At 52.7% G+C, this 20,933-nt stretch carries 11 protein-coding genes; 1 reads left to right on the forward strand and 10 read right to left on the reverse strand.

Going from position 1 to position 20,933, the window contains the following annotated elements; translation table 11 throughout:
• Positions 1–53: 53 nt before the first annotated feature.
• From RC85_RS07895 to RC85_RS07935, 9 genes are all read right to left on the reverse strand, one after another.
• The gene (locus RC85_RS07895; RefSeq protein ID WP_068260826.1) at positions 54–4,049 is read right to left on the reverse strand and encodes a hypothetical protein; all 3,996 of its coding nucleotides are present in this window, start codon (positions 4,047–4,049) and stop codon (positions 54–56) included.
• 22 nt (positions 4,050–4,071) lie between these two features.
• Positions 4,072–6,888, reverse strand: coding sequence for a hypothetical protein (locus RC85_RS07900; RefSeq protein ID WP_068260832.1), 2,817 nt, complete (start codon positions 6,886–6,888; stop codon positions 4,072–4,074).
• A gap of 15 nt (positions 6,889–6,903) precedes the next feature.
• The gene (locus RC85_RS07905) at positions 6,904–9,243 is read right to left on the reverse strand and encodes a BatA domain-containing protein (RefSeq protein WP_068260833.1); all 2,340 of its coding nucleotides are present in this window, start codon (positions 9,241–9,243) and stop codon (positions 6,904–6,906) included.
• A 55-nt stretch (positions 9,244–9,298) separates the two neighbouring features.
• Entirely contained in the window at positions 9,299–10,300 is a 1,002-nt protein-coding gene (locus RC85_RS07910; RefSeq protein WP_084422466.1) for a DUF58 domain-containing protein, read from the reverse strand.
• Between the two features lie 2 nt (positions 10,301–10,302).
• Entirely contained in the window at positions 10,303–11,325 is a 1,023-nt protein-coding gene (locus tag RC85_RS07915; protein WP_068260834.1) for an AAA family ATPase, read from the reverse strand.
• A gap of 120 nt (positions 11,326–11,445) precedes the next feature.
• Positions 11,446–13,020, reverse strand: coding sequence for a hypothetical protein (locus RC85_RS07920; protein WP_068260837.1), 1,575 nt, complete (start codon positions 13,018–13,020; stop codon positions 11,446–11,448).
• Positions 13,021–13,067: 47 nt separating this feature from the next.
• On the reverse strand, positions 13,068–14,408 hold the full coding sequence (locus RC85_RS07925; RefSeq protein WP_068260840.1) for a DUF1501 domain-containing protein: 1,341 nt from the start codon (positions 14,406–14,408) through the stop codon (positions 13,068–13,070).
• A 10-nt stretch (positions 14,409–14,418) separates the two neighbouring features.
• Positions 14,419–17,067, reverse strand: coding sequence for a DUF1549 and DUF1553 domain-containing protein (locus RC85_RS07930; protein ID WP_068260842.1), 2,649 nt, complete (start codon positions 17,065–17,067; stop codon positions 14,419–14,421).
• A complete protein-coding gene (locus RC85_RS07935; RefSeq protein ID WP_149752787.1) occupies positions 17,064–17,753 on the reverse strand; it encodes an RNA polymerase sigma factor in 690 nt (229 codons plus the stop codon). Before RC85_RS07935 ends, RC85_RS07930 begins: the two co-directional genes overlap by 4 nt.
• 294 nt (positions 17,754–18,047) lie before the next feature.
• On the opposite strand from RC85_RS07935, the gene RC85_RS07940 reads away from it, so the two are divergent.
• Entirely contained in the window at positions 18,048–19,262 is a 1,215-nt protein-coding gene (locus tag RC85_RS07940; protein WP_149752786.1) for a prenyltransferase/squalene oxidase repeat-containing protein, read from the forward strand.
• Between the two features lie 269 nt (positions 19,263–19,531).
• On the opposite strand, the gene RC85_RS07945 is transcribed toward RC85_RS07940, so the two are convergent.
• Entirely contained in the window at positions 19,532–20,323 is a 792-nt protein-coding gene (locus RC85_RS07945; protein ID WP_149752785.1) for a hypothetical protein, read from the reverse strand.
• Between the last annotated feature and the right edge of the window lie 610 nt (positions 20,324–20,933).

Raw genomic sequence — 20,933 nt, forward strand, 5'->3', positions numbered from 1 at the left:
GGCAATGGCTGGGCAATGGCTGGGCAATGGCCTCGCCCGGTTGCCTTGTTTGGCTACTCTTTGGCCTGGGCGTTTTTTAGCTTGCTGATTTGATCAGAGTAATGCTCGATTGCTGCGCGATAGCGTTCCGGAGGATTCTTTTTGTCGCCTTGCAGCATGTCGTCGCCCAATTGTCCAACCAATAAATTCCAACGTTGGTTTTCCTTCGCTAACTTTGGCTGGTTCGATGGGTTTTTAACGCGAGCACGATTCATGGCGTTGCGATAAGCCAAGTTGCTTAGACGCCCCATGCGTTGCTGCAATTGGTTCAGCCGACTCGACATTCCGCCGCGGTAATTGGACCAGTCACCCATGATCCGCAGGTTGCTGGGCCGTCTGCTAATCCCAAGCTCTTCCAGAAAGTCTTGTTCGTTTTCCAATTGAGCAAGAATCTGGTCGAGTGTCGGGTCGCGTAGCAACGATGCGATGGGGTCTTCCGGTGGAATCTTGTCTAGTTCGTCGGCAATCGTTTGCAGGATTTCATCAAATGTTTGTTCGGCTTGATCGAATTTTTGTGTCATGGATTCTTGCTGGCGATTGGCCAGAGTCGAGTCGGCATCCAGCAACGTTTGAGCCGCAAACAATTGCGCCGCAGGAATCTCTACATCCAAAGACTTTTGCAGCTCTTTTGTTTTAGCACCGACACCGACAGGTAATGTCCCGTCTTGGTTCTGCAGTGCGGCCACCAATTGGCTTTCTAGGGAAGCGAGCTTTACGGAATACTGAAGCATCTGTTGCCGCTGGTCTTCCTGTTCAACCGAGTAGACTTCGTGAACAAGACCCTCTTGCAGCAAGTCCAACTTGCCCGTCCATCGCTGCAGTCCCTGCTGAACCTTCTCTAATTCTGGTAACCGTCGCGCCGTGTTGTTGACGACTTCGGGTTGAGTTGAAGAACGATTGAGACGTCTCAAGGCCTGAGCCACGTTGTCTAATTGCTTTTCAACCAGGATTGCCTTCGACAACAACGGTTCAAGTTTTCCAGACGCATCTGACCCCCAGGTTCCGTCCAAGATCATGGTCTCAACGTCCGCCACAACTTCGGTTAAGGCACTGCCCGTTGATCGAAAGTGGGTGACGAGGTCAGCAAACTCATTTTTTTCAGCGTCTTCTTTCAGCGGCAACCACGATAAGAACTCATTGCGAACGTCAGCCAGTTCGTTGGCCAATTTTTCGACTTCAATCAAATGCAGTTCTGTGGCGTTGTTCAGATGGTTTGCTAGTTCGTCAGGCTGATCTGCAGCGGCCGACCACTGTGATACTTGCCTAGACAGCTGACGTTGCTCGCTGGCAAGCAGGGTCAATTGATCGCGGATGCTCCAGGTGCGTTGGTTCATGCGGTTCATGTAACGGCGTAGCAATTTGGGATCGTCAGCCAAGATGCGGGCGAGTTCGGCCATCATGTCCTGCTGCATTTGCAGCACCTCCTTTAGCCGCTTCAGGTACTCTTCGTCCAAATCAAATTCAGCACCCTTACGGTTTTGTCCATTGAGTGAAAAGCTCTCAGGATCAAGCATCGCCAGCGTATTTTCGATGAAGACCCGGTGCATCTTTTTGAATTTTAAAATGTCGTCCGCACGCTTTAGGTTGCGTTTGACTTGATCGAATTGCTCATCAATTTTCGCCAGCGTTGCCAGGGCGCGGCTGATGTGATTCCAGACGGTACGTGCATGCTGCAAACGAGCTTCGTCATGTGTGTTGATGGCTTTTTGAATTTCCGACCACGCCGGGGCGACATCCGCGGAACGGATGGATTCCAATCGCAAGCCAACAAAAGCATAAGGCGTGTTCTTGGTTTTCTCCTTAAGCAAAATGACGGCCTCGGAAGCCGCTTTTAATTTATCGGAAGCGCTTGTGAAAGCTAACTCAGCCGATTGATCGACCGTTGGCCCTGACATGACACTCTTCACGCTCTTTCCAGCGCTGGTCAAGGAATTTCTGAGCAAATCGAGTGTTGGTGAGATCGCAAGCTCTAATTTTTGACGGTCGTCAGAATTGAAACCGCCCGCATACTGGTCGACCTTAATCTGTTGCTGGCCACTGCTGGAGGATTGGCCTCCCACGTCCAAGGAACGCATTGCCATTCTGACCGGATCGCTCGCAGGTTTTGTTGGTTCTTTGTCGATGAGTTCTGGTCGGGATCGCTGCATCTCGGTCGAAGCAGTTTTCTCGCTCGCAGGTTTTGTCGATGAGGTCGATCGTTGTGACGAACTCGTTTGGCTTGAAGGTGCATTTGCATGCGAAGGTGCACTTGCATGCGAAGTTGCATTTGCATGCGAAGTTGATGAAGGCGGTTGATTTGCGTTGGTTGGATTTTTTTTCTGTGTCGATGAGGCTGATTTCCCGATTGCGGATGAAGGTGATGATGGCTTGGTTGTTTCACCTTTCATGGATTTCGGATCTGGCAAACCAGGCGATTCTTTTCGAGTGGTTGCATCGTTTTTCTTTTGTGGCGAGACCGCTTGAACCATTTCGACGTCTTTCATCGGGTGCAATCCAGTCTGCTGGGACGCATCTTGAAGAGGTTGGAAGTTATCCCTAACGCGGATTTCGTAACGAATCTTGTCGCCGTTCTTTAGATCAAACTGAGCTAAATCCAGTTGAACGACGCCTTTGATTCGGCGTCGATCTGTGTTCGGTGCAATCGGGATTGGGACTTCATGTACTTTGGCTTCCAAGTCATCGGCCTGCTGCGTCGTCACTCGCAATGCCATTTCCTGAACGCCGAAATCGTCGGTTGCGACAAAGTGAATGTCGATCGCCTCGTCCGGCAAAAGCACAGCAGTCTTGGTCGGTTTGACAATCTTGATTTTGGGAACTTGGTCTGGCACCACCTGCAAGAAACACTCCGGTGCGCGACGATTGACCAGGCCATGCAGCTCTGTCAATTGGACTTCTACTTTGATTGGCTGTCGCAATTCAAGCGATCCGTCATAGAAACCGCTGGGGGAAAGTGCCATCGAGATCCAGTCCGTTTTCCCCATCACCAGGCGTGCCGTCCGCACCGACGTCTTGGGTTTGACTGCGACTTCTAAACGACTGCCCGCGACCACTCTCAATTTCTTCGGTAAGCGTTGGAAAGTCTGCGTTGGTTTGCCCGTGTATGCCGGCGGGACGATCCGCATGGTCAGATCTTCAATTTTCGGTCGATCGGCCACCGTTACCCGATGCCAATCCGTCTGGCCATCTCCAGCGCGAAACCGATAGTTGAACGATTCGAGTGCTTTGGACGGTCGAAGGCGGGCAACGGAGCTGTCATTCTTGGATGGCCACAGTCGAGTTGTGGAGGGATTTGCACTGTCCAGGCGATTGGAAATGAATGCGACCTCATCAACAGGTCGCCCTGAAAGCGAGGCCGTTAACTTAAACATTTCGTGGCGAGCGACGACATGATCGGCTTCGACTGCCGTCACTTTGGTCGTAGACAAGTTTGACCATGGCGCGAAAAAACGGCCCAACTGAACTAACGTTTTGGGTGTGTCCCAAGCGAACATCCCAAGCAACGTCACCGCAGCCAATGCCAAACACGCCATCGGAAGCTTCAGCATCCGGTACGTGACGATCGGTTTGCTCTCGACACCTTGATGCACCGTCAACGTTTCTTCGGTCAATCGATTCAACATCGCTGGATGAAACAAGTTTTTTGATTCCAGGCGATCTTCGTGGCAGCTCATCAAGGTTGATACTCGCTGCTGATACGCAGGGTAAGTCGCATCAATATCCTTCGCCGCCGTCACCAATCGTTCATTGCTGTGCGTTCCACGTTTCCAAAGCGTCCAGGTGCAAAGGATGGCGGCCACCAGCGACAGAAAGCTCAAACTGAAACGCAGCGTGTAGCTAAACAAGTTCAACTGAGATTCAACAATCATCGCAACCAACATCATGATCGCCAACACTGCAGCACCTACTAGCCAGCTATATCGCCGATCGCGAATTTGCTTGGACCGACGAACCTGGTTCACCTGCCGCAGGATCGTTTCTTGGTTCGGTGTGTGCATGGTTTCTTGAATCATTGCTTCCTCCAAGTTTGGTTGATCATGTCAAACCTTTCATTCTTCGTACGCACCATTCGGTAACCAAACAACCCATCGCCACCCACAAACAAGACCAGCGATTCCAAAGCGGAACCCGTTCGGTTTGCGAGATGGTTTCCGGCATGCCAGCTTGAAGCGTCAACCATTCCGCCAACGCAGTTGGTGGAATCACATACCCACCACTGGCCTGAGCGATTTGTTTCATCAAAGGTCGGTTGCAAGTCGTACTCACACGCTCGATGCCAGGCGACGTGACCACGTTGACAAAGGTTTCCACCTTTGCGCCGATGCCAATTGGATTATCCGGATTGTCTTGCAACGAGACGCGGTAGGCCCCCGCCTGCAAGTCATCAACTTTGGCAACGTACCGCCCAGGTTGCGTTTCGTCGGCTGCCAATTCAAACCCTTGCGGTTGCTGTTGTCCGCCTTGGAATGACACTTGCAATTCAGCGTTCTGGACCGGTTCCCCGGAAGGTTCGGACAGGAACACTGAAACCAGAATAGATTCTCCCACGTCGTAGCTAACCTTGTCGGTTGATAACCTAGCCAGCCCACTGTCGCTGCCTGGGTCGCTTGAAGTGATCCAGCGAAAAAGTTGTGCCCAAAAACGATGATGCAGACGATCCCCACGCCGATAACGCAGTCGGTAGGTGTCCGGTGCCGACAAGAAAACTACTCGTCCAGCACCCAATTGCTGCCAGCACAGCCATGTCGGCTTGGCGTTTGGATCCGTCGCAAGATTCCTGCCATCCGACGTGATTGCATCCGCGGGAACGGCATCCAACAATCGGCGGGCTGACGGACGAGGGACCGAGTACTGCGACAACCATGTGATCGGTTGCTCCTCAAAAACTTGCTTCCATAGCAGTTCTGATTTCGGCTTTGACTCGTCCAGCAAGACCGATTCCAGATCAGTCGCCAATCGGTTGACGCTAACGTGGTATTTGTCTGCCATTGCACCGGATTCAGATTTCTGAACAGGTAACAGACCTGCCAGCGGTTGGTCCTCGAACGCAGCGGGCATTCCGCTGCGCCCGGCGATCAAAATCGCAACGCCTCCTTTTTCTTTGACAAACTCAACCAACGATTCTTGGGATTCGACAGGAAACTGATCCGGCGTCAGGTCGCCAATGACCGCGACGTCGTAGTCATTCCAAGCTTGCGAGGTGACCGGCAAGGCTGATTCGTCTTGAAGCTTGCCAGTCGCACGCAAACGCGGGTCGAACAGAATCATTTCATGTTCCAAGTGCTCATCACGAAAAAGTAATTGATCGAGATAACGGTATTCCCAGCGGCTGATTCGATCAGCAAGCATGACGCGGATCTTTGCTCGCACCACGCCCACGCGAAAAATGGCTCGGTTATTCGTCGTCGATGCCTCGCCCGCAAGCGGTACGATCCTCAGCTCAAATTCGATTGAACCCCGCTGATTTGTCGGCACGGTGAAAGAGTGCCTCAAGTCCATCATTTCAGAATCCACCGAAAGTTGCTTCTGATCAATTAATTCGTCGTCGGCTCGCAATTGCAGGTCAATTGTTTGGCCTTCGAAACCACTCGCAGAAACAAAGGTCTCGATCAAGATTTTGTCACCAAGCATCACCGAACGCGGGTGGCCGACGTGGTAGAGCGACACATCACGGGGACGTTTCAGGCTGCCGATCGGGACAAAACTAATTGACAAATCATTTCGTTTTCTTGCGGCGTCGACTGGACTGGCGGTATCGGGAGCGTTGTGTGCCCCATCGGTCAAGAAAACGACGGACTGGATCGATTGACGGTGGGTGAGTTGCGTGATTTGCGTGATCGCAGCGGTCAGGTTCGTTGGCGAAGGCGTCTGCGTTTCCTGTTCTTTATCAACGTCAAACTCACTCTCGTCACTATCCATGTTTCTAGGTTTCGGCCATTGATGAGGCGATAAAACCGGCTTCAGTTCTTCGTCAAACGTAAATCGTTGAATGCTCACATGCGAATTGTCGGTTCCTGATTCGTTGCTTTCAGTTTGCCGCACCAACTGCATGACATCGGCACGCCGATCGACGCGTTCGGATGACGGCATCGATTGAGAAATCGTATCGCTCACTACTCGAGACCAAGTCTTGGTAAGTCGATTGAGATTCACTAACGCTTGCAGATACTCCAATGAGGTTTGAATTCGATCGCGTGAGTTGGCCTTTGATTCCTTCAAGTCAAGTTCAGTCACGAACTCGGCCAAATCATCACATTGCATGGCAAAGTCCTTGGCCCGTCCTTGGTCGCTCGAATCGTTCCAGTGATCACAAAAACGCTCGCCTAGCAGGATCGACGCGCGATTCAGTGCAAATGCGACTTCGTTAAATCTTTCTCTCAGTGCCGTCGAATTGGAACCTGTTTGCAATTGAGCCTGGGCCAAGGTCCATCGCGATTGGGCAACATCCAGTGCCAAGGTCGCTGAATCGAGTGCGACTTGGGCATCGCGATCATCAGAGTTATCGGTGTTGTCGGATTCCAGGTTCGCCAGTTGCCAACGAACTCCGTGCCCTTCAATTACTGGATCGATGACATTCATGCTGTCGCTGTTGTCGACGACTAACGCAACCGATTTGGGTAACGTTGATCTGGTTTCTGTCATCCGAGCAGGTTGCAGGAACATCCACACCAACACACACAACGCGATCGCCCGCAAGCACCAGAATCCAAGTGCCCAACCCAGCCCGATCGCCTTTCGTTCCCGAACCAACATCCACCCACAAAGCATTAGCAATGCGGTTGCTGGTAAAACGACCGTCGGCGTTTGCAGGCCGCATTCAAAGACGAGTTGTTGGATTGTTTCAGTGTTCATGCTGCTTTTTGGGAACTAGCGATAGCCGGGTGATTGCTGAATCCATTCCAACTGTTTGGCCGCAGTGTTGCTGACTCCACTTCGGCGTTGGCTCACGCGGCCCGCCAACAGCAATTCGAATATCAACAAGGCTACCAGTGACAACAGAATCCATTGCCAGATTGGGAAACCGCCGGTGCTAGATGCCGAAGGGCTGTATTGCAACCAGAATGTTTGGGCATCTTCTTGTAAGTCTTTACTGGAATTTGCTAGATCGAACTGGCCAATGTCTTTTAGCCAAGAACGAGTTTCCGCGAGTAACGGCTGGGCCAATAGTTCTTCGCGAGCGGGTTGGACGTAGAACGGGATTTCAATTGGATCGCTGGACATCGCGGACGCCTTGGCCCGGTACAGTCCTGGCAAACGAGTTTCAAAGAAGCGAAATGTTCCGACAGGCTGATCGACGCCGTGCGATTGCGGGTCTTCGGTAAGATCAATGCTGGTGCCGTTGGGAAAGCGGAGCAAGGCTGGTCGAGAACTGCGATCCGCAAATTTCCAGACCAACGGGGATCCCGCTGACAAGTTCAAATTTGTCGCCGACGGTTGACTTAAGTATGTGATCCATTCATGGACCGTCACGACAAAACTGTTTGTCACCGGCCAATTCGTCGTTTCGATTGCGATCGGAACCGCTTGAAACAGAACTCGTCCCTGACCAATCGAATTTTCGACCACCAAAGGCACATCGTTGCTTGATCGCAGAGGAATTGACACTTCATCCCCCAACAGCAACGGGCGAAACATCGCGTGCTGCTTTATTGTTACCTGATCCAAATCAATGCGTTGCTGGTCGGATAAAACTCGATTCGCCGGATGCTGTTTTGAAGGTGGATGGATGCGTATGGCAGTGGTTTCCACCTCTGCTTCATCGGGGGATTTTTCCTTGGGCGAATCAACGAGCGGCAACGGGCTTAGCCCATTGCCATCTTGAAACCAGCAAGAGTTGAATGCATCAACATCGGGATCTGGACTGATGATGACCCAAACGCCACAACCTCGGCGTACTTCTGGCAACAGGAGGTCGGAAAATTCTGGCGATTCATTGTTGGTGCCGACCACGATGATCGCACTGTATTTCGCCAAGTCTTCGCTGCCGACCTCGGTCGCGGAAATGATCGTTGGTGCAAAAACAGAGTGGTAATCTCCACTCGCTTCCTCGCCTTGATAGCCGAGAGCCAAGGTTAGGAATTTGATCTGCTGAGATTGTAGATCGGTAGTGGCGGACGGGGACTGATTGTCGACAAACAAGATCGGGATCTGCTGAACAACTTCAATGATCTTGGTCGCTGATGAGTCCTCCGGCAAATCGTCTGGTTTTTCCTGTTCCAATCTTCCATCGACCACGACCGGTCCCTCGGTCTTTAACTTTGCCGACCAGAACACTTCGGTCGATTGGCCCGGTTTCAGACCCGTTACGCTGCTGTGACCCGCCACTTCTCCGTCCAGTTGCCACGCCAGTTGACAGGCGTCTGAAGCGACCGTCCCGGTGTTGCGAATCTCGGCACTCATCCGCACCGATTCCTTCACGCCAATTCGATCATTGTCGGAATTTAATTGAATCACCGACAGGTTCCTGAACGAACTGGATGCCGATTCGATTTCCAGCACTTGAATCTGCACTGGCAAGTTGCTTTCATCGATCATCGATCGCAATCGCGCAAGCGTCGCTGGACTTGAACCGAGCCAAGCGGGTGTCGTGCCGTCGGTAACGACAACGATGCGTTGAGCTGGACGCGGACGCGTTGAAGTTTCGCGATCGCCTGCGGCACTGATCGCTTTTTGCACGCAGCCCATCAGATTCGCCGTTCCCAGAGTCGCGTGGTGGTTGGCTAGTTCCGCCAACGCACTTTTTCCTGGCAATGATTCAGCCAATCGCGGCTGATCGCCAACCCAACGCCCACCTCCGCTGGCCAACATCAACTGAAAAGGTAGGTCCTTGGGCGATTGAGAGATCGTTTCCTGTGCAGCGTTACGGATTTGATCAAACACGGGGTTGCCCCCGAATCGCCGAGCGGTCGAGAGGGAGTCATCGACGATTACAATCAGCTCGCGGTTGGAAGAACCACCGCTGCTGCCCCAAAGAACCATTGGGCGAGCGAGCGCGAACACCAAACCGGCGACGAACAAGCAACGAGCCAGCAACAACAGTAACGATTCGGGAAATCGCATGCGTCGTCGATCGTTGACTGCGGCCTGCATGAATCGCATGGCACCCCAGTGCATGGTATTCCGCTGACGCCGCCGCATAAAATGCAACAGCAGCGGGACCGCGATCAACGGAAGAGCAAACAAAAAAAGGCTGCTGAGAAAGGTCATCAATCAAGCGTAAAAAAGGAAGTCGGGCAAGTGACGGTCGCGGCGGTTGGAATCGCTAATTTCCTTTGCCGTGCATGGATTGGCGGCGCAGCAAGTATTTCGACAACACGTCCGCCAACGGTTGATCAGTCGTGATCACGATGTGGTCGCAGCCAGTCTTGCGAATTTCCTCGCCTAAATCATTCATGTGTTGCTGATAGCTGGCTTGGTAAGCATTGCGAATTCTTGCGAAATCGACCTCCATCGACGGTAGCGTTCTCTCAAGATCAATGACTTCACCACCGCCTGGAAGGTCAAGTGTAAGTTCCTCGGGGGCGATGATTTGAAACACGATCACATCGTTGCCTCGCGTCCGCAGGTGTTTCAAACGCGTCACCAACGGCTCGATGTCGCCGTAACAATCCGAGAAAATGATCACCAAACCTTTTCGCCGCATGCGATGCGACAAGGTGTCCAGCGAAGCCTCCACCCCGTTTGCGCCTTCGGGCTGTGTCTGCGTTAAATGTTGCAACAAAGTTTGAAAGTGACTCGATCGCGGTTGAGCGGGAAGGAAGATCGATCGACCTTTGCCCTGCATCGAAAGCCCGACTGAATCTCTTTGTTTTAGCAACAGCCGGGCCAAACAAGCTGCGGCCGTGCGGGCGTAGTCGAATTTGGATACCGTCGCCATGCCGAACTGCATCGAGCCGCTGGTGTCGACCACGATCCATCCTTGCAAATTTGTTTCGTCCCGAAACTGTTTGATGTAGTAACGGTCGCGTCGTGCGAACAGTCGCCAATCAATGTGTCGCAATTCATCTCCATTGACATAAGGACGATGGTCTTCAAATTCGCTGCACCCGCCCTTGTGAGTCGATCGGTGGATGCCTGACATCGTGCCGTCGACCATCATGCGCGACACGAAATCCAAACCGCCGATGCTCGATAGCACCTTTGGGTCAAGTAAATCGTTCGTTGATGTTTGGTTGGACTGATTGATCGCCACCGGGGCATCAAGCTGCGAACGATTGCTTCCGCGGCTGATGGATTGAATAAAGTTCTGGACACGGTTGATCATGGTTAGACCACCGACGCCAATAAGTCATCGATCATCTGCTCGATACCAACGCCGGCGGCTTCGGCGTTAAACGTGGGAACCAAACGGTGTCGTAGAACAGGTCGGGCGATCGCGATCAGGTCATCGGTTGTTGCGTGAACTCGCTTGTTTAAGATCGCTCTCGCTTTGGCTGCCATCAAAAGAGCAATCGTGGCCCGTGGGCCTGCACCATATTGAATCATGTTTTTCAACGAGTCCGGCAAACGACCTTCGTCGGGTCGCGAAGCCCGGACTAGGTCCAAGGCAAGTTCGTAGACAGGATCGCCAACGATCACTTCGCGTACAAGCGTCTGCATTTGGCAGATTCGAGTCGCGTCCATGACGGGCGTAGGTTGCGGGCGATGACTGGAAACTTGGCGGCGACAGATCTCTTTTTCATCCGCCCGCGATGGATAGTCGATGTTGACCTTAAACAGAAAACGGTCCAGTTGAGCTTCTGGAAGCGGGTAGGTTCCTTCCACTTCGATCGGGTTTTGCGTCGCCAACACAAAAAACGGCGATGCCATCGGATAGGTTTCACCGCTGATGGTCACTTGGCGTTCTTCCATGGCTTCCAACAAAGCACTTTGGCTCTTGGGAGGCGTGCGGTTGATCTCGTCAGCCAGCAATAAATTGCAAAAGATCGGTCCTTTGATGAATCGCAATTCGCGTTTGCCTGTCGATCGGTCTTCTTGCAACACTTCGCTGCCGGTGATATCGGCCGGCATCAAATCAGGCGTAAACTGAATGCGATTAAAGCTCAAATGCAACAACTGTCCCATTTGCGAGATCAGCAGCGTTTTCGCCAAACCCGGCATGCCCTGCAAAATACAGTGACCACGACAAATCATCGCGATGGTTAGCTGCTCGATGACATCCTCCATCCCAACGATGGTCTCACTAAGTTGATCGCAGAACGCTCGATAATCGTGATGGATTTGTTCGACCGCTCGCTCAACTTCCGCGGGTGATGAGTGATTCGTGATGACAGGTTCGGGATGATTCATCAATGCCTCGAAGTTGGACAAGGGAGGTAGTTATTGATTCGTGCTGTTGTGTTCTGCGTTTGACATCGGCGACGGTTCGATTCGGGGACGTTCTTTCGTCGAACGTTCTATCTGGCCTGTTCAATCTGGTTGGGCGTTTAGAACTTCTTCGACTGACAATCGATCGTTTTGGTCTGCATCGATTTTGTCGAATGATTCGCGAACGCCAAGAAACTCTTCTCGTGTCAATGTTCGATCGCCGTCTTGATCCATGCTGGAAAACCAAGCGGGGGAATTCTGAATGGCTTGCCGATTTTTTTGCTCGGACTTTCGGGTGATTGTAATGTCATCTGACAGAGCTTGATGAGCGCTGACGCCGCGACCGACGCACAGTCGCACCAGGACGGGCAATTCGGCGGTGGTCAGGATGCCGTCGGCGTTGTCGTCCAGCGCCGTGATGATCTCGCTGACGCGACGGCGTTCGTTGGCACTTAGCGTCCAGTTGCCGTCGCTGTCGACTTGTTGGAACAACGCGTTCGCTTCCAGTACCACGCCAATCGAAACCTGGTCAGGTTTTTTGTGACTGCTATCGTTTTGAGCTGCATTGATCGCAATGGCGAAATGGGGGCGAGAAAGCAGAGCGATCTGACTGCTTGTCGAATCTGCGTCCAGTGATTGCATGGTTGCTGTTGATAGGTTCCACGATTCGTCCAAGTGACATTCTTTGACCGCCAAGCCTGAAATTTTCGTGTCATTGTGAAAAGAAACCGTGATGTTCAAGTCAGCGGTAAGCTTGGATTGATTCGCGTCCCAGGATTTCCAACGAACGGATTCTGAACTTCGGTTGCGATGAGTGGTCCGAGAGTTCATGCCCTGCTTCAGCTCAAACCAATCCAGTCGCCCATTGGAATTCGCATCGCAATCATTCAATGCGTTTAGCGCAGCGTCACGCTCCGGTGAAGAAATCGAACCGTCCTGGTTGGTGTCCAGGAAAGCAAACAGGGGCAAGGTCTCGTGTCTTTGTGATCCAAATTCGTAAGTGGTCTTCAACAACGCGGGGCCGCCAGCAATGTCTGCGAAACGGCGACGTAGTTCGTGCCGCGTCAGTCGGTCGCCCCGTGAACGAGCGTAGGAAGCCAATCGTTGGTGGACGGAAGCCTTGATGTAGGCCTTGGGGGCCAGATTCTTGGGTGGCGGGGAACTTTCGCTTGCAGACTTATCGAAGGTGTCTTGGTTTTGCTCATTTGGCTTGTCTCGGCTTGCTTCATTTTTTTTGGCCATGCTCGCAAGCTCTAGCAAGTCATCAATCGTTCTTTCTCGATCAGCGCGGAATGCCTTTCCATGGATGGTCGTTTCGAATCGAAGATAAATGGGGCCGGACGGAGTCGTTAACTCGATGCCAAACAACGCGTCGTTAGGATCGGATTCGGTGGCGATTTCCCAACGCCCCAGCCGAGAACGTTGGTAGTGCGAAAGCGGATCGATCCGTGTCGTGCTGGTCGCGTAGCCCGGATAGCCGGGCATCAACGAATTCTTCGTGGTCGTTTTCAGAACCTGAACAGGAATATGCTGGACCGAATCACTTGATTGTCCGTGCGACACTTTCACGTTCGCGCATGTTGTCAACACAACGGCCAACACCAATCCGATGAAACCAGATCGGTAGCTGGCCGCTAGGGTGGATGCATCGATCGAACTGTCAGGGAGGTGCAACAAGGATTTGCGTGATTAGGTTTTGTGGTGAGAAGATGAGATCGCGGTCTCTATGCCAGGAGATCATCAATGGGGTCTGCATCGACAATCGCGACGGGCCGGCCGGTATTGGTTTCGTGTTGGGTTGCTGGATCGACGCCCAATGCGGAACACAGCGTTGCCAGCACGTTGCCGACCCCGCACTTGTTTTCTTCCACATGCACCCCATCGGCGCTGGTGCGTCCGTAGGCTTGCCCGCCCGCGATTCCGCCACCACCCAGCACACAGGTCCAGGCTTGTGGGAAGTGGTCGCGTCCGCCCTGGCTGTTGATGTTGGGCGTGCGACCGAACTCTCCCATCCAAAGAATCGTTGTCGATTCCAGCAACCCGCGGTCTTCCAGATCACGCATCAAGGTGGCCCAGCCTGAATCGAGTTCCTGCGACAATGATTTCACGGACTCGAAAATGTTGGAGTGCGTATCCCAGCCGACGCTGGCTGTCGTTGAACTATCAAGGTTCACTTCGACGAACGCGGCACCATGTTCGACCAATCGTCTTGCCAACAGGCAGCCTTGTCCAAAAACGCCGCCACCATAATCTTGTCGAAGCTTTTTAGGCTCCTTCGACAGATCAAACGCGGACGCAGAATCGCCGTTCATCAACTGAACGGCTCCTTCATAAACTGTTTGATGTGCCAAAGCAGCGGGTGAGACGTGTTGGCCAACGAACGATGCTTGATGTGACTTTAACAGGTCTAACCGCCTCGCCATTCGATCCGTTTCCACGCCCGCTGGAGGCCTGAGACCGGGGACATTTAAGCTGGCGAAGTTGCGAGACGAATCTTGATTCGAGTCGTTTCCGGGACGCTGAAATTGACCACCCGATCCGGTCACCCGAAGCGGACTGTAACGAGGCCCCAGAAAGCCCGACCCGGTCGAAGAATCTGAAAAGAGTTGCCCCTGACCGACGCTGATGAAGTTTGGAAGCGCGTCTTTCGTGTCGCCAAGCTCTCGAGCCAACACCGAACCCATCGACGGATAGTCGATCGCCCCCATCGGCGTCTGCCCGGTTTGCATGAGGTGCGTGCCGCGAGTGTGGTCGCCTTCCTTGGTGCTGAGACTTCGGACAATGGCTAACTTGTCCGCCTGTTTGGCTAATTGAGGAAGATGCTCGCTGATGCGAATACCAGGCACATTGGTCACGATCTCGCCGAATTCACCACCGTTTTCGTGATTCGGTTTGGGATCAAAGGTGTCAAGTTGGCTTGGGCCACCGCCCATCCACAACACAATGCAGTGGCGGCGACGATTCGGATCCTCCGCGACCCGATCGGCGAATGCGGGCATCCAACCACTTGCGGTAACCGTGCAAACGCCGGTCGCGGCTGCCTGAAAAATGCTTCGACGGTGCATCACTTTGCTCCTAGTGGTTCATCGTGAATTCGGTGCTGTTTAGTAGTACCCAAAGTACGTCGCCCAATGTTTCACTTTGTTGGGCCCCCGCCGGTTGGCTGCTCAAAAACTTAGCGTAACGAGTTCGCTCTTGTTCGGTTGGCTTTCGAGTCAGCGTTGCGACAAACAGTTTTTCGATTCTGGTTTCATCGTCAAAGAATGGCGACGACAAACTTCGCAAAATGCCTTTGGGGGCATCCTTGGTGACCGACGCGATCATGGGCCCGTTCATCAGGGTCAGCGATTGTGGAATTCCGCCTTGGTAGTCTGTTCGCTGATCGATCGAAGTCCGAAACTGGGCCAAAAATGCAGTGCGAACCGAATCCGAAAAGCGATCGACATTGGGCGCAGATTTCGATTGCACTGATGCACTCATTCCGCTGCCCAAGTCGGCTCGGCCGGTGGACATTGCCAAGCAATCGTAGAGCTGTTCTGCGGTCAGCGGCTTTAGTGACATGCGAGCAAAGAAGTTGACTTCGCGTTGTGCCGCTTTGTTCTGATTTTCGCTCGACAACTGATAGGCTTGGCTGTTCAGCAAGACCCGCATCAGCGATTGCAAATCGAAATCAGTTTTCACAAAGTAACGTCCAAGCTGGTTCAGCAATTCAGGACTTACCGGCGAATTGTGGCCGCCCATGTCGTCAACCGGATCGACGATACCTCGACCAAACAAATGAGCCCAGATGCGATTGACCGTTGCTTGAGAAAAATGATTGTTCTGCGGATGAGTGATCCATGCGGCCAACTGTTCGCGACGTGAAAGTCCGGTGGCTACGATGTCTTCGAACATCGCAAGGTCGGATTCATCCATGCCGTGTTCACCGTTCCGGTTGATGGGCAAGCTTGGTGGAATCACGACATCGGTTTCAGGCAGCTTCACGTCGCCAAAGTCTGCGTCACGGACACGCAACACTGGGCTGACCATTTCGATCTTACCTTGTGGGCGAGAAATCTGAGCGAAGTAGGCAGCCAGGCCCCAAAAGTCTTCCTGCGACCAATGATCAAACGGGTGGTCATGACACTCGGCACATTCCATCCTCATGCCAAGAAAACAACGCGACGTGCGAGCCGCCAATTCTTCCGCATTCATTTTCGCCGCTGCGTAAAACAGCAACGGTCCCGATTCATTGACTCGACCTTGCGCCAATAACAATTTGCGAACCATCTGATCGTAAGGCTGATGGGTTGCAAATGAATCCGCCAGCCACTTTTCCAACTTGCCCGATCCACCCAAACGCGAAATTGCTGTTTCGTCATCCGGAACGAGCACCCGTTTCCAAACACCACCCAGATGTAGCGCGTGCTCGCGACTGTCCAGCAACTTGTCGATCAACTCGCGGCGACGCGTCAGCGAATCCGATTCAAAAAACTGATCGTATTCTGCGATCGAGGGGACTCGCCCGATCACGTCCAGGTAGACCCGGCGCAGGAACGTTTCATCCGAAGCTAGACCGACCGGCACGACATCGTTTTCCGCCCACAGCTTTTCCAACAACTGATCAACTCGCTCTGTCATCGCGATCAAAGTGTCTGGAATGGGAACGAGTGGATCTGTATTGCTTACAGCGGTGGCTTTGGGATTCGATGCGACTGCCTTGTTCTTTTCAGTAGCATCTGCTGCCGGTTTCTCATCTTCTGATGACAGTGTTGTTGATGCTGGTTCAGATTTGGCAGGCTGTTCCTCTGATATCGCAAGTTTTGCAGTTGGTGGGTTCGTTGAAACGATTCCAGAATTTGAATCCGAATCCGCCATCTCAATCGGTGTGTCGGCGGCGATTCCCAAATCGAAGATGTTTGCTGGTCCTTCGCTTGGATAGTCAAAACTGACCTGCTGCCAACTGCTTGGTGCGATCACACGTGCAGACGCCAATGCCCCTTGGTGGACGCGGCATGAAACCGGCAATTTTGTTCTCGGGTCCAGCAGAAAAACTGCAGTGAATGCTCGACTGGGTTGTTGGTTCGACTCGAATGCAACCGTTAGCTCCAGCCAACGTCCCGAGGCGTCGTCGATGCTCCTTGCAGACTCGGAAACCAAAGTAAAGTTGTCTTCCGGCACAAGCGACCTGCTGAATGAATCGTTGTTCCCTTGCGAACTGGCCAGCAACCACGCGATTAGTTCGCGTTCCAAGGGCAACCAAGCCTCGCCTGCATTGGTTTGGTAGATCCGTGATTCTTCACGAACGTATTTCAGTTGGGTTCCGGAACGCTGAGACGCAAAAACGGTTTGATTCGTATTACGCATAGCCATCACCTGATTTGATGCGGAGAACCAACTGCTGGTTCGTCCCGAATCGGTTTGCACCCACGGTGTCGATCGAAGTGCCTCGATCATTTCCGCCCAACTGGTTAACGGTTGACCGATCCAGAACGAAAACATCCCCAAGAAAATCGCAGCAGCGGCAAGGCTTCCCGGCCAACGTAGCATCCGCCCAGTTCGTTTAGCATCAACCGGAAACACTTCACCGATTCCGCGTGACTTGCTGCCATCACTTGATACGGTCACGAACTCTGCATCGAGTCGATCTGACAATCGCTCAACGAATTTCGGATCGATTGGCTTGGGTTGGTCAATCGAATCTAGCCGTTGTCGAACGAACGTTTGGTCGTCATTTGGATTCACGGGGCCGCCCCGTTGTTGAAAGGCTTTGCGGACGAGGCATGTTTCGTACTCTCATCGCCATCATGTTCTCGCTGTTCGAACCGTTCACGGAATTCCTGCCTTGCACGATAGAGAAGTGACTCGACTGCCTTTTCAGTAGAGTCGAGTCTCGCGGCAATTTCCCTCACCGGCAATTGATCGATGTACTTCCATTCCAGACATTGGGATTTGGCCGCGTCCAAATCTTCAAGCACTGACAGCACGATGTTGATTCTCTCTGCTTGCTCCAAACGTGCCGATGGAAAATTGTCGGATTGCCTTTGCGTTTCGATGGATTGCTGCAACATGGCTCGTTGATCCAGTGCCGCGGATAATCGCCCTTTGGAACGGTAGTGATCCATCGCCTTGTGACGGATCACCCCTCGAAGCCAACCGTGCAATTGAAACGTTTGAGGATCAAACTCGTGTGCTTTGCGACACATCGCCAGCAAGGACTCGGCGACCAAATCCTCGGCGACTTGCTGGTCGCCTACTAATTGCCAAGCATAACGCCACACCGACGGCAGGTATCGGTGATAGAGCGTTCGCCAAGCCTCCGCATCGCCCGACTGCATCAAACGCAACAACTGCGAGTCCGGCTCGGACGACAATGGCGCACCCGCAGCGTCGCGACTCGGTCTCAGGTTGTCGTCCTGGACGTTTGTCATGTTGGTTTGTTCGCAAGGCAGTACGTTTGGTCCGATGCTTTCTCTCCAGTAGATCGAAAATCGTTGTCTGGATCGATCCAAGGTCGGTGTTTATTACAAGTCAGACAAACCCACCAAATCATTCTTAAAATTACCAGAAAAGAATCTGCTTTTCTCGATTTAGATCTTACATCCGGTGATCGTTGTCATTTTTTGTTAGTTTTATGACAGTCAACGAGAGGGATTTAGATTCGTGGAGCGATTGCTACCTTGGGAATTTGGATCTTAAAAAGATACCGCTTAAAAGGCAAAATGATGATTTTTCGCTTGGGCATGATTTTGGCCGTCACCATTTACTCGGCCAATGATGGGTTCGCACAAGAGAAGACGAAGCCCAGCCCTGACATCAGCAGCCCAGACGTCAGCAGCCCCGTTTTCAGCAGCAAGGCTCCCAGTACTCGGGTGCTGACAAAGGATCAGTGGACGCAGTTGGACGGGTCGGTCGAGCGAGGGCTTCAGTGGTTAGCAACCAAACAACAAGGCAACGGCGGCTTTGAAGCAATCCCGCAGGGGCAACCTGCGATAACCGCTTTTTGCCTGATGGCTTTTTTGGCGCAAGGAGAAAGTCCCGCCGATGGACAATACCGACAAAGCCTTTCGCGGGCTGTCGAGTACATCATGGCTCAACAAAAAGACAATGGCTTGATCGCTACCATCGCACCCAGTGGAATTCCAATTTCACGAAATGTTGACCACATGCGAGTCGGTCAAACCGCAGTCTACAACCACGCAATTTCCGCCTTGGCGTTGGCTGAGGTCTATGGTCAATGCAATGCCGATCAAGCACAACTGCTTGCACCAGTGATCGAAAAAGCGATCGCAGCAACGTTGGAAATGCAAAAGTGGGGCCAGAAGGCTGCACACGATGTTGGTGGTTGGCGGTACTTGGACGAACTTGATTTCATTAAGTCAGATCTTTCAATCACCGGATGGCAACTGATGTTTTTGCGCTCGGCACAGAATGCTGGATTCGATGTGCCGCAAGAAAGCATTGAGGCGGCAGTGAAGTATATCGAAAACTGTTTTCTAAACGACAGTGATCGAAAGGTTCACGGATACGCTGTTGGACGACGCAGCAGCATTACACGGGCGATGGCCGGAGCGGGTGTGTTGGCGATGGCTCATGCAGGCAAGCATGATTCCAAAGAGGCCCTCGCATCAGGCGAATGGATTTTGCAACATGATTTTTCCAACTACAACGCAGACAAACCTCTTTACGGATCCTATTGGTCGCCAGACCGATACCATTACGGGGCCGTGGTTTGCACCCAAGCAATGTTCCAACTGGGCGGGAAGTATTGGGAACAGTTTTTTCCAACGCTCGTCAAAGCCGTGTTAGCCAATCAACAGCCCAATGGCTCCTGGCCGCCTGAGAAGTTCGACCGCGTCTACGGCAGTTGTTACTCAACGTCCCTCTGCATTCTTTCGTTGAGTGTCCCCAATCAGATGCTGCCAATTTTTCAACGGTAGATCGAAAACCCGTTCGTTTTCGGTTCGCAACTGAAGGACGATTCCTGGGGACAGGGCACCACGACGACCGACTGTGCCGTGTCCCCGCAGTTCCCGCCAAGCGTGCAAGCAGAGCGAAAAATCACGCCGCCGTGCGCCACCGACCCATCATCAACATGACCTGTCCCTGTTCTGTCTATCGCATAGCGGGTCAAGCAATGCAGAAGGGGAGCTATGGCAGGGCAACTCACCTTTTGAATCTGCGTATAAGCAGAAAGAGTAGCGGGGAGCTAGGGCCAAGGCTTTGGCACTGTGCCGGAAAGTGCCCGATCGATTTCCTTGGTAAGCTTCTTTCGCAGTTCTCCTTCACTCACCAGGGATTTCAACTTAGTCGCTGCATCGACCGCTTCTTCTGTTCGGTTGTTTTGAACCAGGATCGCAACCAACAAAGCCGACTCGTTGACGATCTTTTTCTCGACGTAATCCAAATGACGCTTGCCAAATTTCTCGGCTGACTTCAGACCCCTCTCGTAATGATCTTCGATACGATCGACCTGTTTTTCGGGTTCAATGTACTTGCCGCACAACGCGTATTCTTTCTGATTTATCAACGCGGGTTCCGAGATTCCATAAACACGACTAGCATCCTCGGAATCAGTTTCGCTGAGCCATTTGAATGCTTTGACTGTTCGCTCTGGCTCTCTCAAGACTCGGTTCATCGCGGTGAAGTCGTGGAAGTCGTCAAACTGAACGCGAACCTGATCTTCGTCTCGAATTCTCTTTTCGGTCTCGTCGCGAATTTCTCGAAACTTTTCCAACGCCGGCGGATAGGCCTCGCCCAGCTTCAACCAGTAGCTCAACGCAAACGAGCGACGTACGCCTGATTGGCTCCGTTGCAACTTGGTCGCGTTCTCGTGATACCACAGGTGCTTGGCAAGCGCACGGGCATAGTCGCCACTGGTGGCATCGGCACTGGCCTCTCGCAAGATCAAGGTTGGATCCGGATCTTCGGGCGGCGACCATTCATCGGCATGTGACATCGCGGCAACCAAAAACATGCAAGAAACTAACCACATTCGCATCAGAGTACCCTTTCGGAAATGGATCACGAGAATATAAAAAAACGAGAGTTGTCGCATCGATCCGGTCGCGTGTCGCTCGCCGAACGCAAACCGGCTTTGGAGAGGCAGGAGACAGGTGCTTCGCACGGGGTCAGACTCTGGTTTCGAGACAGGTGCTTCGCACGGGGTCAGACTCGGGTTTCGGGTTTCGGGGACAAACGCTTTTCAATTCGCTTCACTCGATTCTTGATCGCTGGATTTGATTCGATCAACTTTTTGGCTCGCTCAACCATATCAGATGAACTGTCTGGGTGCCTCAGTCCGAATCGGACCGATTGCGGATTTCGGGGCCAAGCTCCTGCTGGAGCAGCTCGCTGTAACGTGGATACAGGTCGATCCCAACGCCGTGAAGAGTTTTGGTCTCGGAAAACACGTGTTAGTTCGTTTAGCCGCGTGGGCATCGCCCCGCGCGTTCGGTGCCGCACGACGCGCGGGGCGATGCCTGGGCTGATAAAATCATTGCAACGCAGCAAATTGGGCAAGCTGCACCATGGCCGACAACACAAACTGCAGCGCTGCGAAGCATTGTGGCAACGGCACATTTCCCTGATCGCCAGTATGTAGGCCGTAG

The sequence above is a fragment of the Rubripirellula obstinata genome (assembly GCF_001642955.1).
Taxonomy (GTDB): Bacteria; Planctomycetota; Planctomycetia; order Pirellulales; family Pirellulaceae; genus Rubripirellula; species Rubripirellula obstinata.

What these genes read in the sequence shown, in the direction of transcription:
- RC85_RS07895 (WP_068260826.1), bottom strand. Translation starts at nt 4,049, where the DNA reads ATGATTCAAGAAACCATGCACACACCGAACCAAGAAACGATCCTGCGG.
- RC85_RS07900 (WP_068260832.1), bottom strand. Translation starts at nt 6,888, where the DNA reads ATGAACACTGAAACAATCCAACAACTCGTCTTTGAATGCGGCCTGCAA.
- RC85_RS07905 (WP_068260833.1), bottom strand. Translation starts at nt 9,243, where the DNA reads ATGACCTTTCTCAGCAGCCTTTTTTTGTTTGCTCTTCCGTTGATCGCG.
- RC85_RS07910 (WP_084422466.1), bottom strand. Translation starts at nt 10,300, where the DNA reads ATGATCAACCGTGTCCAGAACTTTATTCAATCCATCAGCCGCGGAAGC.
- RC85_RS07915 (WP_068260834.1), bottom strand. Translation starts at nt 11,325, where the DNA reads ATGAATCATCCCGAACCTGTCATCACGAATCACTCATCACCCGCGGAA.
- RC85_RS07925 (WP_068260840.1), bottom strand. Translation starts at nt 14,408, where the DNA reads ATGCACCGTCGAAGCATTTTTCAGGCAGCCGCGACCGGCGTTTGCACG.
- RC85_RS07935 (WP_149752787.1), bottom strand. Translation starts at nt 17,753, where the DNA reads ATGACAAACGTCCAGGACGACAACCTGAGACCGAGTCGCGACGCTGCG.
- RC85_RS07940 (WP_149752786.1), top strand. Translation starts at nt 18,048, where the DNA reads ATGATTTTTCGCTTGGGCATGATTTTGGCCGTCACCATTTACTCGGCC.
- RC85_RS07945 (WP_149752785.1), bottom strand. Translation starts at nt 20,323, where the DNA reads ATGCGAATGTGGTTAGTTTCTTGCATGTTTTTGGTTGCCGCGATGTCA.